The sequence below is a fragment of the Frigoribacterium sp. CFBP 13605 genome (assembly GCF_014839405.1).
GTDB lineage: Bacteria > Actinomycetota > Actinomycetes > Actinomycetales > Microbacteriaceae > Frigoribacterium.
In genome coordinates this window covers 76876-90988 of record NZ_JACYNS010000003.1, presented here as the reverse complement: position 1 = coordinate 90988, position 14113 = coordinate 76876, and the positions used below count along the sequence as shown (strand labels likewise).

The window sequence follows — 14113 nt, the reverse complement described above, 5'->3', positions numbered from 1 at the left end:
CGGTTGCCACGCGGCCCGCGGGCGGCGTGGTGGTCAGACGCCTCCGTGCAGTGCCGCCACGCGTGAGGCCTCGGCCCTGAGCGCGTCGACGACCCGTCGCACCGAGGGACGCTCGGCCCGGTCGCGCCGCATCACGGCGGACACCCAGCGCACGGCCCGGATGCTCTCGAGCGGCACGAGCACCATGTCGTCCCGGGCGTCCTTGGCGGTGAAGCGCGGCAGCACGGCGATGCCGAGGCCGGCCCCGACGAGCGACTCGGTCACCTTGGTGTCGCTGAAGCGCTGGGCGACGCGGACGGGGCTGCCGGTCACGCGCTCGATCTCGCGGTAGACCCACTCGAACGGGAATTCGTGCGGGACGCCGATCCAGTTCTCGCCCTCGAGGTCGCCGGGTGCGAGCGAGGCGCGACCGGCGAGACGGTGGTCGGCGGGCAGGGCGATGTCGAGGGGCTCGGTCAACAGGGGGACGGTGACGAGTCCGCGTCCGGGCCACGGCTTGTCGTCGGACGAGTGCGCCACGACGACGTCGTGGTCGGCGGCCAGCTCGGGGAACTCGCGGATCGACGGGTCGTGGTCGCTCGCGACGACCACCAGGCCGGGGGTCTCGGCCACCGTGCGCAGCAGCCCCGGCAGCAGCATCTGTCCGCCCGTGGGGAAGGTGGCCAGCGTGACCTCGCCCTGGGGGGTGGCGACGAAGTCGTCCCAGACCGCCTGGGCTCGCTCCAGTGCCACGGCGACGTCGGTGGCCGTCTGGGCCAGCACGCGCCCGGAGCCGGTGAGCACGATGCCGCGTCCCACCCGCTCGGTCAACGCCACGCCCGCCTCGCGCTCGAGCACCTTGAGCTGCTGCGAGACGGCACTCGGGGTGCGGTGGGTGGCCCGGGCGACGGCGGCCACGCTGCCTCGTTCGGCGAGTTCGCGGAGCAGTTCGAGACGCTTGACATCCATGTAGCAAATCTACGCTGTTTCGGTAGAAACGTGAGATTGATCTACCGCTTCTCGGGGCGCATCATTGAAGAGTCCCCGGAGCGCGTCGTAGCGCTCCCGAGCTCCGGTCGACCTGGTCCCGGGCTCGGTGGCGAATCCATCCCACCACGCAGAATCGCGCGTCGAACCGCGCCAGAAAAGAGTCCCCCATGCTCACCGGAATCATCGTCCTCGCCATCGCCGCAGTCGTCGGAATCGCCGGCTCGCTCGTCTCGGTCGCCCGAGACGGTTTCCGCGCCATCCCGACCAAGACCTACAACCGCTGGTCCTAGTCCGCTTCGCGGTGGTCGGCGCGTCTCCCTCCTGAGCGTGCCGTCACCGTGTGTGCCGCCTCCGTGCTGGGGTGCGGCACGAGCACGTCGCCGCCCCTCGGGCGAGACGCTGTGACGAAAGGGCACCTCGCCACGCGAGGTGCCCTTTCTGCACGTGCGGGGTGCTCGACCCCGGTCAGGTGACGCTGAGTCCGAGCTTCCGGCCGGCCAACCCCCGGGCCCGCACCGCCAGTCGGCCCGCCAGCTCGTCGATGGCCGTGGCCGCAGGATCGTCGGGAGCGGCGAGCACGACCGGTACGCCGTCGTCGCCCCCCTGGCGCAGGCCCAGACTGAGCGGCACGCTGGCGAGCAACGGCACCTCGGCCTCTTGACCGGACGACAGTCGGCGGGCGGTCTCGACGCCACCACCGGAGCCGAAGAGCTCGAGGACGCTGCCGTCGGCCTGGGGCAGACCTGCCATGTTCTCGACGACCCCGAGCAACCGCTGACCCGTCTGGCGTGCCACGAGCCCGCTGCGCTCGGCGACGTCGGCGGCGGCCGGTTGAGGGGTCGTGACGACCAGCACCTCGGCGTGCGGCAGCAACTGCCCCACCGAGATGGCGACGTCGCCCGTCCCGGGCGGCAGGTCGAGCAACAACACGTCGAGGTCGCCGAAGTACACGTCGGTCAGGAACTGCTGGATCGTCCGGTGCAGCATCGGCCCGCGCCAGGCGACGGCGGTCGAGGCGTCGTCGACGAACATGCCGATCGAGATGACCTTCACGCCGTGGGCGACGGGCGGCAGGATCATGTCGTCGACGCGGGTGGGCTTCACCGAGGCGCCGTCGGGGCCGACGAGGCCGAGGAGTCCGGGGATGCTGAAGCCGTACACGTCGGCGTCGACGACGCCGACGGCGAGACCCCGGGCCGCGAGGGCGACCGCGAGGTTGGCGGTCACGGTGGACTTCCCCACCCCGCCCTTGCCGCTCGTGACGGCGTACACGCGCGTCAGCGTGTCGGGGCCGAACTGCATGCCGCGCGCCGCCCGGCCCGCCCGCAGCTTCTCGGTGAGGGCGTGTCGTTCGTCCTTGGTCATGACGGTCACGTCGACGGTAACGTCGGTGACGCCGGTCACCGAGGCCGTGGCCTCGCGGACGTCGCGTTCGATCGTGTCGGCTGCCGGGCACCCCACGATCGTGAGCTTGACGGCCACCGTCGCCGCGCCTCCTGCGTCGACGACGACGTCACCGATCATGTCGAGTTCGGTGACGGGCTTGCGGATCTCGGGGTCGAGCACCCGCGCGAGCGCGCGACGGACGTCGTCCGGCGTCGCGGGGCGGGTGGCGGCGACCGGCTCAGCCACGGTGGTGGCCGTCGCGCCGGGCGTCGCGTCGTGACGACGAGGAGGTGCGGGTCGGCTCGACCGCGGGGCTCTCGTCGTCGTCGCGCCGGTCGAGCTCGTCGAGCAGCGAGCGGAGCTCGGCTCGGATGAAGTCCTTGCTGGCCATGTCGCGGATCGCGATCCGGAGCGCGACGACCTCACGGGCCAGGTACTCGGTGTCGGCCAGGTTGCGTTCGGCGCGCTGACGGTCCTGTTCGAACTGCACGCGGTCGCGGTCGTCCTGCCGGTTCTGCGCGAGCAGGATGAGGGGAGCGGCGTACGACGCCTGCAGCGACAGGATCAGCGTCAGGGCCGTGAAGCCGATGGCGGCGCTGTCGAAGCGGATGTCGATCGGGGCGACCGTGTTGTAGATCATCCAGACGACGCAGAACAGGGTGAGGGCGATCAGGAAGTAGGGCGTGCCCATGCCCCGGGCGATGGACTCGGTCGCCCGACCGAAGCGGTCGCTGCTGACCCGCTTGCGCCCGGGCAGCACGCGGGGGCGCAGACCCTTGGGGGCGTCGAGGCGGACGTCGTTGCGGTTATCGCGGGCCATCGTCGCTCCTCGTGCTCTGGCCGATCGCGGGGCGACGGGCGCGGCCACGCGGTCGGCTCGGGGTCAGCGGTTGGTCGGGGTCCTGACTGCGCCAGTCGTCCGGCAGGACGTGGTCGAGGACGTCGTCGATGGTGACGACGCCGACGAGGCGGTGCGCCGAGTCGACGACGGGGACCGAGACGAGGTTGTAGGTCGCCATGACCCGCGTGACCTCGAGGGCCGTGGCGTCGACGCGGACCGGTTCGGTGGTCTGGTCGAGGATCGTGCCCAGGCGCTCGTTCGGCGGGTAACGGAGCATCCGCTGGAAGTGCACCATGCCGAGGAACCGGCCGGTGGGCGGTTCGTAGGGTGGCAGGACGACGCAGACCGCCGCGCCGAGCGCCGGGGCCAGTTCGTGACGACGGATGAGGGCGAGGCCCTCGGCGACCGTGGCGTCGGCCGAGACGATGACGGGCTCGGTCGTCATCAGTCCGCCGGCGGTGTCGGAGTCGTAGCTGAGCAGCATGCGCACGTCGTCGGCCTCGTCGGGCTCCATCAGCGTGAGCAGCTGCTCGGTGCGTTCGTCGGGCAGCTGGGCGATGAGGTCGGCCGCGTCGTCGGGCTGCATCTGGTCGAGGACGCTCGCCGCACGGTGGTCGTCGAGGCCCGTGAAGATCTCGACCTGCTCGGCCTCGGGCAGCTCTTCGAGCACGTCCGCGAGGCGGTCGTCGGACAGTTCGCCGGCGACCTCGAGCCGCCGCTCGGGCGTGAGGTCGAGCAGGGTGTTCGCGAGGTCCGCTGGCACGAGGTCGGAGTACGCGGCGATCAGGTGCTCGGCGCTCTGCGCCTCGCCCGGTCCGGCCTCCTCGACGACGTCGTCCCACGCCGCGAACGCCGTCGGCGCCTTGACGAACGGCGACGGCGACGTCTTGGGCTTGCGCAGGAAGAGCTGGCCGACCTCCCAGTCGCCCTCGCTCACCTCGTCGATCGCCACGTCCTCGATGGTGGCGTGGCCGCCACCGTGCCGGAACGACACGCGACGACCGAGCAGGTCGGCGATGACCCGGGTCTCGCCGCCACGCTGCTCGAAGCGGCGGAGCGTGATGACGCCGTTCGTGATGATCTGGCCCGAGCCGATGCTCGTGACGCGTCCGATCCCCACGAAGACCCGGCGCTTGCCGGGGACCTCGACCACGAGGCCCACCACGCGCGGCGCCCCGGTGCGGCGGTAGACCACCAGCACGTCGCGCACCTTGCCGACCTTGTCGCCCGCAGGGTCGAAGACGGAGCAACCGGCCAGCCGGGCGACGAAGACTCTGGTTGCACTCACGCGTCCAATTTAGTCGCTCGCGGGGTCGCCGCCGACGGGTGCCCGGCAGGGGCACCGTGTTTAATGCTGGGATGACGAACCCGGGCCCCGTGGGCCGCCGCCCGCCGATGGTGCCCACCCTGCCGCGGGGCGACGTCCTCGGCACCTACGACACGTATCCCGAGGCGCAGCGCGTGGTCGACCGGCTGTCACAGGCCGAGTTCCCGATCAAGCGGCTGGCGATCATCGGCAACGACCTCAAGACCGTCGAACGCGTCACCGGTCGCCTGAGCTACGGGCGTGCCGCGCTGGCCGGGGCCGTGACCGGACTCTGGCTCGGCGTCTTCTTCGGGCTCGTCATGCTCGTCTTCGCGACCGAGACCGCCACCGCGGCCACCGTCGGGGCGGCGGCCCTGCTCGGAGCCGGCTTCGGCATGCTCTACGGCATCGTCAGCTTCGCGATCACCCGTCGCCGCCGTGACTTCACCTCGACGCACCAGGTGCTCGCGTCGAACTACCAGATCGTGGTCGACCCCGAGGTCTCCGGGCGGGCGCACGAGATCCTCGCGCGTCCCGAGACCCCGCGCCGCTGACGTACCCTGGTGTCGACATGGCACCCCGCGACCCCTCCACGACGGCCACCCGGGCCGAGCGCTTCGCGCGTGGTTGGCTGACCGCCGGTGCGTCGACCCTGGTCGCGGCCTTCTCCCACGTGGCCGGCGGTGGCATGGAGCCCGGACTGCTCGGCGTCGTCCTCGCCCTGGCCGTGGCCGTGCCCGTCTCGATCGCCCTGGCGGGCGTGCACCTCTCGACCGTGAGGCTCGCGGTCGCGGTCGCGCTCAGCCAGGTCGCGTTCCACCTGCTGTTCTCCCTCGGAGCCTCGGACGGCGGGGGCGCCTCGGCGACGGGCGGGCACCACTCCGCACTCGTGATCTCGACGATCGCCGACGGCGCCGCGTCCGGTGGCGGCGTCGGCCAGGCCATGGTCATGGGTGGCCCCGCCATGTGGCTGGCCCACGCGCTCGCGGCCGTGGTCACGATCGTCGCCCTGCGGCGTGGCGAGGGCGCCGCGTGGGCCCTCGTCCGACTGGCCATCCGCGGTCTGGCCGTCGCGCGCCTCCTGACCGCCGGGCACCGGCCCGAGGCGCCCGTCGTCCGGCGCCCGCCGACTCCGGTCGGCGTCCGTCCGCGCCCGCCCGGCCGACGACACCTCACGGCCCGACCCCGTCGCGGTCCGCCCTGCCCTGCCTGACCCCGCACACCGCCGACCTCCGTCGCCGGTGACCCCGTCGGACGCGCCCGTCGCGCCGTCGGGCCCCATCGTCATGCACCGCAGACCGATCGCACTCGCGATCGAGAGGACCAGATCCATGAACCGCAGCACCAACCCCATTTCCGTCGCGTCCCGCCGTCCCCGGTCGTCCGCCGTCGTCGCCCGTTCGGCAGCGGCCCTCGGCGCCGCCGCCCTGCTCGCGTTGGCCGCGCCCCTCGCGGCCTCGGCCCACGTCCACGTCGAGCCCGGTCAGGCCGAGGCCGGGTCGTACGAGACGTTGACCTTCAAGGTGCCGAACGAGTCGGCGACCGCGGGCACCGTCGGGCTCGTCGTCGACCTGCCCACCGACACCCCGTTCACCTCGGTGTCGTACGAGCCCCTCCCGGGGTGGACCACCGAGGTCACCACCAGCACGTTGCCCGAGCCGGTCGAGCTCGACGGCACGACGATCACCGAGGCGCCGACGCAGGTGACCTGGACGGCCGAGGGCGACACGCAGATCGCACCCGGACAGTTCCAGCAGTTCGTCATCTCGGCCGGTGCGGTGCCCGACACCGGGTCGATCGCGCTGCCGGCCCACCAGCGCTACTCGGACGGCACGGTCGTCGACTGGGCCGACGCGACTCCCGCCTCGGGAGAAGAGCCCGAGCACCCCGCACCGACCCTCTACGTCAACGACGCGCCGCCGGCCGACGAGCACGCCGGCCACGCGACGGACGACGACACGACGACCGCGGGCGTCGGCACCTCCGGCGACTCGGCGTCGGGCTCCGGCGACGGCGCGGTCGGACCGCTCTCGATCGGCCTGGGCATCGGTGGTCTCGCCCTGGGTGCGCTGGCGCTCGTCGTCTCGGTCGTGGCGCTGACCCGTCGGCCCCGGGCGACCGCGTCCCGCACCTCGACGAACGGCGGGGTGGACGCGTGACGGCCGCACGCTCGCGGACACCGCGCCTCCTCGGCGTCCTCGTGACGGCCGGGCTGGGTGCCGCGGTCGGTGCCCTCGCCCTCGTACCGGCGGGATCGGCCGCTGCCCACGACTACGTCGTGAGCAGCGCGCCGGCCGCGGGCTCGACCGTCGACTCGTCCCCGGCGACCGTGTCGATCACGTTCAACGACGTGATCCTGGACCTCTCGGGCACCGGCAGCTCGAACGTGCTCGAGGTGACCGACGCCGCCGGCCTGCACTACGAGGACGGCTGCTCGACGACCTCGGGACCGACGCTGACGACCGGTGTCGCGCTCGGGTCGCCCGGCGCCTACACGATGACCTACCAGGCCGTCTCGGCCGACGGCCACACCGTCTCGGACGCCGTCCCGTTCACCTACGCCCCCGCCGCGGGCACCGCGGAGGGGGCGGGCTCGCCGACCCGTCCGAGCTGCGGCAGCGCAGGAGGCGCGGCTGGCGGTGCCGGCGCCCCTACCGGTGACGAGACCGAGGCGGCCTCGCCCTCGGCCTCGTCCGAACCCGAGATGACGACCATGGCGACCCCGGGTGACGACACCGTGGCGACGCCGTCGGCTGCGCCCGAGTCGGGCTCGGTGAACGCCGGACTCGTCATCGGCATCGCGGTCGCGATCGTCGTGCTGGCCGCCGCCGGTGTGGTCGTGGCCATCGTCACCGGCCGGCGACGTGACGGGACACCGTCCGAGACCGACGACACGTCGGCCCCGGACGGCGACTCGTCGTCCGACGGTCGATGACCCTGCCTCGCTGATCGGGGTGTGAACGGGCGAAGGGCCCCGGGTGCGATGCACCCGGGGCCCTTCGGTGTCGGACCTCAGTCGCGGGAGATCCACGCCTCGACGTCGGCGACCGTGCGGGGGATGCCCACCGAGAGGTTCTCGGCCCCGTCGGCGGTCACGAGGATGTCGTCCTCGATGCGCACGCCGATGCCGCGGAACTCCTCGGGCACGGTGAGGTCGTCGGGCTGGAAGTACAGGCCGGGTTCGATCGTGAACACCATGCCGGGCTCGAGCACGCCGTCGAGGTAGAGGTCGCGGCGGGCGGCGGCGCAGTCGTGCACGTCGATGCCGAGGTGGTGGCTCGTGCCGTGCACCATGTAGCGACGGTGGTACTGGTGGTCGGGCTTCAGCGACTCCTCGGCGGACACCGGCAGGAAGCCCCATTCGGCCGTCCGTTCGGCGATGACCTTCATGGCCGTCGCGTGGATCTCGCGGAACGCGATGCCCGGACGCACGATCGCGAACGCCGCGTCGGCCGCCTCGAGCACGGCTTCGTACACGAGACGTTGCACGTCGGTGAACCGGCCCGAGACGGGCAGCGTGCGGGTGATGTCGGCCGTGTAGAGGCTGTCGAGTTCGATGCCCGCATCGATGAGGATGAGGTCGCCGTCGCGGACGACGCCGTCGTTGCGGGTCCAGTGCAGGACGCAGGCGTGGTCGCCCGACGCGGCGATCGTGTCGTAGCCGACCGTGTTGCCGTCGGCGCGGGCCCGACGGTTGAAGGTACCCTCGACGAGCCGCTCGCCGCGCGGGTGCGCGACGATGTCGTCGAAGTCGGCGATCACGTCGGTGAACCCCTTGCCCGTCACCGTCACGGCCTGGCGCATCTGCGCGACCTCGTACGCGTCCTTGACGAGACGCAGCTCGCTCAGGTCACGGGCCAGGTCGGCGGAGGTCGCCCGCTCGCGGGGGCGGTCGTCGTCGGAGGTCACGACGGCCGTCGTCCCCGCCGAGACGGGGGACTGCTCGGCGGCGGCCTCGACGACGGCGTCGAGACGGCGGGTCAGGTCGGGGTCGGCTTCGCGGACGACGAGGGTGCCGGCGTCGATGGTGCCGACCACGGCCTCGAAGTCGGCCAGGTCACGCGTGGCGAGACCCAGGTCGGCGGCGACCTGCGTCAACGAGGGGCGCGGGCCGATCCAGAACTCGCCGATCTCGGGGTTGGCGTAGAACTCGTCCGAGTCGCGCCCGGCGCTCGCCCTCAGGTACAGGGTGGCGTCGTGGCCCTCGGCCGTGGGCTCGAGCACGAGCACCGAACCGGGCACGGTGTCGGAACCCCAGCCCGTCAGGTGCGAGAACGCCGAGTGCGCACGGAAGGGGTAGTCGCAGTCGTTGGACCGGACCTTGGCGGAGCCGGCCGGCACGACCAGGCGGGTGCCCGGGTGCAGCGCGGACAGCCGCGCGCGACGGTCGGCGGCGAACGGCGCCTGCTCACGCGGCTCGGGGAGGACGTCGGGGCGGTCGGCCCACTGCGACGAGATGTAGTCCTTGAACGTGTCCGACCCGGGGGTGGTGGAGCGGTTGGTGGTCGCGCGCGGCGCCTTCTGATCTGCCATGCCCACCATTCTCCCGCCAAACGGGCCGGACGCCCAGTCGGTGGGCTCAGGCTCCCGTGCGACTGAGCTGGGCGACGACCGCCCGGTGGTCGCTGCCGGCGTCGTCGAGCTCGGTCACGACCCGGAAGCCGGTCGGCAGCCACTGCTCGGTGGCCATGACGTGGTCGATCGGCGCACCGAGGAGGGGAGGGACGTCGGTCGGCCAGGTCCCGACGCCGGCGTTCGCCGTCGCCTCGGCGGCGTCGCGGCAGGCACCGAGCGCCCCACCGTCGGTGCCGAGCCCGGCCATGTGGTCGAGGGTGGCGTTGAAGTCACCCGCCATGATCACGTCCCCCGACCGGCAGACGTCGGCGAGGTACCCCAGGCCGGCACGCCACTGCCCCATGTGCTCGGGCGTCGGCGACACGGGATGGGCGGCGACGATCGTGGGGCCCTCGCCCGACACGGGTGTCGCGACGACCGTCGGGAGGACGGGCGTCGTCCGTGCGTCGGTGGTGCCGTCGTCACCGATCGCGACCTGGTAGTCGCCCAGCGCGGCACTGATCAGGAGGGTCGTCGAGCGGCCGCTCGCGATCTGGTCGTAGGCCACCGTGTGCACCCACATGGGCTTGCCGGCGGCGGCCATGGCCTCGGCGACGGCGACGCCGACCTCCTGGCGGGTCTCGGGCAGGGCGATCACGTCGGCACCGACCTCGGTCGCGAGGGCGACGACGGCGTCGGCCCCGGTCGCCGCGCCGAGGGTGTTCCACGACAGCACGGTGACGTCGGTGGGCGTCTTCTCGACGAAGTCGGTGCGGCCCAGGCCGCGAGCCGTCACGACGCCCGCCGAGAGGACGCCGAACACGAGCAGCAGCACGGCCGCGCTCGCCGTGAGCGACCGGATCGGCCGTGCGACCAGGCCCAGCACGAGCAGCAGCACCACCAGGACGATCGCGACGGCCCCGGCGACGAGGCGGAACGACACCACCTGACCGACCGGGAAGACGCGCTGCAGCCCGACGGCCTGGGGCCAGAGGGCGGCCAGGAGCACCGCGGCGACGGCGAGGACGAAGACGAGGGCGACGAGACGACGGATCATGGCCCCTGGAGCCTAGGGGAACCCCCGACCGCACGTCGGGCGCCGCACGGACGGCTCGGATGCGCGCCGCCTACGATGGAGGGATGCCCACGCGCCTGGTCGACCTGCACACTCACTCGAGCGTGTCGGACGGCACCGAGGCGCCCGCCGCGCTGGTCGCGTCGGCCGTGCGCGCGGGGCTCGACACCGTCGCCCTGACCGACCACGACAGCACGGCCGGGTGGTCCGAGGCCACGGCCGCCGTCGCCGGCACCGGTCTCACCCTCCTCCCCGGCATGGAGCTCAGCACCCGGCTCGGACTGAACAGCGTCCACATGCTCGGCTACCTCTTCGACCCCGCCCACCCGGGCCTCGTCGCCGAGACGGCCCGCCTGCGCGACAGCCGTCTGCACCGGGCCGAGCGCATCGTCGAGCGCATCGCCGCCGACTACGACCTGACCTGGGGCGACGTCCTCGCCCAGGCCAGCTCGGGGGCGACCCTGGGACGGCCGCACATCGCCGACGCCCTCGTCGCCAAGGGCTACGCGCCCGACCGCAGCGCCGCCTTCGCGGGCATCCTGCACTGGCGGTCCGGGTACTACGAGCCGCACGAGGCACCCAGCCCCCTGATCGGCGTCCGCCTGATCCGGGAGGCCGGGGGCGTCCCCGTCATCGCCCACCCGGCGACGCGGGGTCGCGAGCCGAACGTCTCCAGCGAGGGCTTCGAGGCCCTCGTCGACGCCGGGCTGCTCGGCGTCGAGATCGACCACCGCGAGAACACCTCGGCCGGCAAGGCGCGACTGCTCGAGCTCGCCCGACGGTACGACCTCATCGTGACCGGGTCGAGCGACTACCACGGCGACGGCAAGCCCAACCGGTTGGGCGAGAACACCACGGCTCCCGGACAACTCGACCGGATCGTCGACGCGGCGACCGGGTGGGTGCCCGTCCGGGGCTGAACCGGCCCGCGCCTCCTCGTCCGCACGGCTCCCTGCCGGGCGATGACGTGCCGGACGGCGGCGTTCCGGACGGTGACGTGCCGGACGGCGACGTGCCGGACGCACGAGACCCCCTCGCCGCGGACGGTCGAGAGGGTCTCGCGCTGGATCGGTCGTCAGCCCTGCGGCTGTGACGACGAGTCGCCGGCGGGACGACGGCGACGGTTGCGGCTGCGCTTGCGCGGGGCCTCACCCGTGCCCTCGCCGGCCGAAGCCGCCGCGTCGGGCGCCTGTGCGGCGCCGCGGCCCGTGGTCGAGGGCTCACCGGAGGCCCGCACGGGAGCGTCGCCACGACCGCGACCGCGACCCCTGTCACGATCGCCCTGGGGGCCGCCGGTGCGCTCGCGCGAGCCGACCGAACCCGCCTTGACAGCTGACAAGGAGCTCGCGCGCAGGCGTCCCTTCGTCCCGGCGGGGATGTCGAGGTCGGCGAAGAGGTGCGGGCTCGACGAGTAGGTCTCGACCGGCTCGGGCTGGCCCATGTCGAGGGCCCGGTTGATCAGGGCCCACTTGTGCAGGTCGTCCCAGTCGACGAACGTCACGGCGATGCCGGTCTTGCCGGCGCGGCCGGTACGGCCGGCGCGGTGCAGGTAGGTGTCGTGGTCGTCGGGCACGGTGTGGTTGATCACGTGCGTGACGTCGTTCACGTCGATGCCTCGGGCCGCGACGTCGGTCGCGATCAGGATGTCTTTCTTGCCCGCCTTGAACGCGGCCATCGCGCGCTCGCGCTGCTCCTGGTTGAGGTCACCGTGGACGGCCGCCGCGTTGAAGCCGCGGTCGTTCAGCTCTTCGACGAGCTTGGCGGCCGCGCGCTTGGTCCGGGTGAAGACGACGGTCTTGCCACGCCCCTCGGCCTGGAGGATGCGCGCGATCACCTCGTCCTTGTCGAGCGAGTGGGCCCGGTAGACGACGTGCTTGATGTTCGCCTGCGTGAGGCCCTCGTCGGGGTCGGTCGCGCGGATGTGGATCGGCTTCGACATGAACCGGCGTGCCAAGGCCACGATCGGGCCGGGCATGGTCGCCGAGAACAGCATGGTGTGACGGGTGGCCGGCACCTGCTGGAAGATCTTCTCGATGTCGCTGAGGAAGCCCAGGTCGAGCATCTTGTCGGCCTCGTCCAGCACGACCTCTTGCACCTCTTTGAGGTTCAGGAGGCGCTGGCCGGCCAGGTCGAGGAGGCGCCCGGGGGTGCCCACGACGATCTGCGCGCCGGCCTTGAGTTGCTCGACCTGGCCCTCGTAGGCCTTGCCGCCGTAGATGCTGACGATCTTGGTCGCCCGGTTCGAGGTGGCGAGCTCGAGGTCGTCGGCCACCTGGACGCAGAGTTCGCGGGTCGGGACGACGACGAGCACCTTGACGCCGGGGGCCGGGTCGAGGCCGATGCGCTGGATGATCGGGAGGCCGAAGCCGAAGGTCTTGCCGGTGCCCGTCTTGGCCTGGCCGATGATGTCCTGCCCGGCGAGGGCGAGGGGGATGGTCTGCGTCTGGATGGGGAAAGGTTCGAGGATCCCCTTCGACGCCAGAGCGTCGACCATGTCGGGGTCGATCGCGAGGTCAGTGAATGTCAAAGTGTTGCCCTGTCTCATATAGGGGGATGCGTCGAGTTTAGCCCGTCGCGACGGGCGGCCCCTCGGACCCCGTAAGATGTGGGCGTGGTGTCCTGGCCCGGTCGAGGTGCGAAACGCGGCGTCCCGTCCCTGCAGTGGCCGCGGCCCGCGGCGAAGCCGACCCCCGCGGCCCGGGTCGAGCTCGACCAGTTCACCCCCGACCTGTTGGTCTTCCTGGGGCACGCGGCCTACCTCGAACTCGCGCTCTTCGAGACGCTGGGCCGCTCGTCGGCCTTCGCCCCCGACGTCCGTGCGAAAGAGACCACCGGCCGCATCGCCGAGACGACCTTGGCCCGACACCGCGGCCTGGTGGCCGAGATCGAACGGTCCGGCCACGACGCCACCGAGTCGATGGAGCCCCACATCGCCGCCATCGACGAGTTCCGGGCCCGGACCGGAGGCACGGACTGGTACGAGGCGATCGTCGCGGACTACGTCGCGGCCGGCCTGCTCAACGACGTCTTCGTGCGGTTGGCGGCCGGACTGCCGGCGGACCACCACAAGCGGATCGTGGCGGTGCTCGAGGCCCACGACGATGCACCGCTCGTGGTGCGAGAACTCTCCGCGGCCATCGAGGCCGACCCGCGGCTCGCGTCACGGCTGGCCCTCTGGGGGCGCAGGTTGGTGGGAGACACCCTGTTGGTCGCTCGCGCCGCGGTGTCCGCGTCGCACGTGTCCGCCGACGACGAGCGTCTCGAACCCGTCTTCACAGAACTCATCGCCGCCCACACGCGCCGCATGGACGCCCTCGGACTCACCGCCTGAGCGCTGACCGCTGGTAGTCCTTCGGCTGGCGGGACCGTTCTCGGCGACCTGGCGTGGCCGCCCTGGGCGACCGGCCGTGCATCGAGGGCATGGCGGAGGCGCGGCGTCAGGAGGCGGAGCGCACCAGGCGGGCGAAGTGCTCGCTGTCGTGAGCCCGGCGGCGGGCCGCCGCGACACGGCAGACCACGAACGCGACGACGGCGGGGAGGACGAGTGCTGCCACCCAGATCCATCCGCCGTCGGCGGGCCATCCGGCCCAGGTCAGGACCTCCCACACGATCGCCGCCACGACGGCGCCGGACGCGGGCGCGAGCAGGACGCCGCGGGTGTCGCCGTCGGGCAGCGCGTAGTGGAGGACGAACCCGAGGATGGCGCCACCCAGGACGACGAAGAGGAGTTCCACGACTAGCTGACGAACCCGACCTTGCGGCTCTCTTCGCTGCCGACCTCGACGTAGGCGAGCGATGCGGTGGGGACCAGGTAGGTCTTGCCCTTGGAGTCGGCGAGGGTGACGTACGACTTGCCGCCGTCGAGCGCGTCGCCGACGACCTTCTCGACCTCGTCGGCGGTCTGGGCCGTCTCGAAGCTGATCTCACGGGGGCTGTTGGTGATGCCGATGCGAATGTCCACGAGGTCACGATATCCGACCTC

16 protein-coding genes are annotated in these 14113 nt (G+C 72.4%); 7 read left to right on the top strand and 9 right to left on the bottom strand.

Annotated elements, in window-relative coordinates; translation table 11 throughout:
* Positions 1–33: 33 nt before the first annotated feature.
* On the bottom strand, positions 34–948 hold the full coding sequence (locus tag IFT36_RS02210; protein WP_200412319.1) for a LysR family transcriptional regulator: 915 nt from the start codon (positions 946–948) through the stop codon (positions 34–36).
* 188 nt (positions 949–1136) lie between these two features.
* On the opposite strand from IFT36_RS02210, the gene IFT36_RS16715 reads away from it, so the two are divergent.
* A complete protein-coding gene (locus IFT36_RS16715) occupies positions 1137–1259 on the top strand; it encodes a hypothetical protein (RefSeq protein ID WP_255350805.1) in 123 nt (40 codons plus the stop codon).
* Between the two features lie 175 nt (positions 1260–1434).
* Here the strand turns inward: IFT36_RS16715 and IFT36_RS02205 are convergent, their stop codons facing one another.
* The 3 genes from IFT36_RS02205 to IFT36_RS02195 are packed head-to-tail and all read right to left on the bottom strand — an operon-like array spanning position 1435 to position 4484.
* Entirely contained in the window at positions 1435–2601 is a 1167-nt protein-coding gene (locus IFT36_RS02205; protein ID WP_307784999.1) for an Mrp/NBP35 family ATP-binding protein, read from the bottom strand.
* Entirely contained in the window at positions 2594–3175 is a 582-nt protein-coding gene (locus IFT36_RS02200) for a DUF1003 domain-containing protein (RefSeq protein WP_056048668.1), read from the bottom strand. The genes IFT36_RS02205 and IFT36_RS02200 overlap by 8 nt, the downstream gene beginning before the upstream one ends.
* Complete coding sequence (locus IFT36_RS02195; protein WP_056048665.1) at positions 3162–4484, bottom strand: magnesium transporter MgtE N-terminal domain-containing protein; 1323 nt, start codon at positions 4482–4484, stop codon at positions 3162–3164. Before IFT36_RS02195 ends, IFT36_RS02200 begins: the two co-directional genes overlap by 14 nt.
* Positions 4485–4555: 71 nt before the next feature.
* Between IFT36_RS02195 and IFT36_RS02190 the strand changes: the two genes are divergently transcribed.
* From IFT36_RS02190 to IFT36_RS02175, 4 genes are all read left to right on the top strand, one after another.
* Positions 4556–5056 carry a YflT domain-containing protein gene (locus IFT36_RS02190; protein ID WP_056048662.1) on the top strand — a complete coding sequence of 167 codons (501 nt, stop codon included), beginning with the start codon at positions 4556–4558 and terminating at the stop codon, positions 5054–5056.
* 17 nt (positions 5057–5073) lie between these two features.
* A complete protein-coding gene (locus tag IFT36_RS02185) occupies positions 5074–5715 on the top strand; it encodes a hypothetical protein (protein ID WP_192122739.1) in 642 nt (213 codons plus the stop codon).
* A 118-nt stretch (positions 5716–5833) separates the two neighbouring features.
* Positions 5834–6661: a YcnI family copper-binding membrane protein gene (locus tag IFT36_RS02180; RefSeq protein WP_200412318.1), complete on the top strand. Its 828-nt coding sequence runs from the start codon at positions 5834–5836 to the stop codon at positions 6659–6661.
* The gene (locus tag IFT36_RS02175) at positions 6658–7437 is read left to right on the top strand and encodes a copper resistance CopC family protein (protein WP_277959686.1); all 780 of its coding nucleotides are present in this window, start codon (positions 6658–6660) and stop codon (positions 7435–7437) included. Before IFT36_RS02180 ends, IFT36_RS02175 begins: the two co-directional genes overlap by 4 nt.
* A gap of 77 nt (positions 7438–7514) precedes the next feature.
* On the opposite strand, the gene IFT36_RS02170 is transcribed toward IFT36_RS02175, so the two are convergent.
* Positions 7515–9035 (bottom strand): aminopeptidase P family protein, encoded by a 1521-nt coding sequence (locus IFT36_RS02170; RefSeq protein ID WP_200412317.1) that lies wholly within the window; start codon positions 9033–9035, stop codon positions 7515–7517.
* Between the two features lie 46 nt (positions 9036–9081).
* Positions 9082–10113 carry an endonuclease/exonuclease/phosphatase family protein gene (locus IFT36_RS02165; RefSeq protein ID WP_200412316.1) on the bottom strand — a complete coding sequence of 344 codons (1032 nt, stop codon included), beginning with the start codon at positions 10111–10113 and terminating at the stop codon, positions 9082–9084.
* Positions 10114–10196: 83 nt separating this feature from the next.
* Between IFT36_RS02165 and IFT36_RS02160 the strand changes: the two genes are divergently transcribed.
* Positions 10197–11051: a PHP domain-containing protein gene (locus IFT36_RS02160; protein WP_192122736.1), complete on the top strand. Its 855-nt coding sequence runs from the start codon at positions 10197–10199 to the stop codon at positions 11049–11051.
* 155 nt (positions 11052–11206) lie between these two features.
* On the opposite strand, the gene IFT36_RS02155 is transcribed toward IFT36_RS02160, so the two are convergent.
* On the bottom strand, positions 11207–12658 hold the full coding sequence (locus IFT36_RS02155; RefSeq protein ID WP_192122735.1) for a DEAD/DEAH box helicase: 1452 nt from the start codon (positions 12656–12658) through the stop codon (positions 11207–11209).
* An 84-nt stretch (positions 12659–12742) separates the two neighbouring features.
* Here IFT36_RS02155 and IFT36_RS02150 point away from each other — a divergent pair, with 84 nt between their 5' ends.
* Entirely contained in the window at positions 12743–13462 is a 720-nt protein-coding gene (locus tag IFT36_RS02150) for a ferritin-like fold-containing protein (protein ID WP_082460613.1), read from the top strand.
* 106 nt (positions 13463–13568) lie between these two features.
* Here IFT36_RS02150 and IFT36_RS02145 read toward each other — a convergent pair whose 3' ends face one another.
* Positions 13569–13865 carry a hypothetical protein gene (locus tag IFT36_RS02145; RefSeq protein ID WP_056048642.1) on the bottom strand — a complete coding sequence of 99 codons (297 nt, stop codon included), beginning with the start codon at positions 13863–13865 and terminating at the stop codon, positions 13569–13571.
* A 2-nt stretch (positions 13866–13867) separates the two neighbouring features.
* The gene (locus IFT36_RS02140) at positions 13868–14092 is read right to left on the bottom strand and encodes a DUF3107 domain-containing protein (protein ID WP_043595511.1); all 225 of its coding nucleotides are present in this window, start codon (positions 14090–14092) and stop codon (positions 13868–13870) included.
* Positions 14093–14113: the final 21 nt, after the last annotated feature.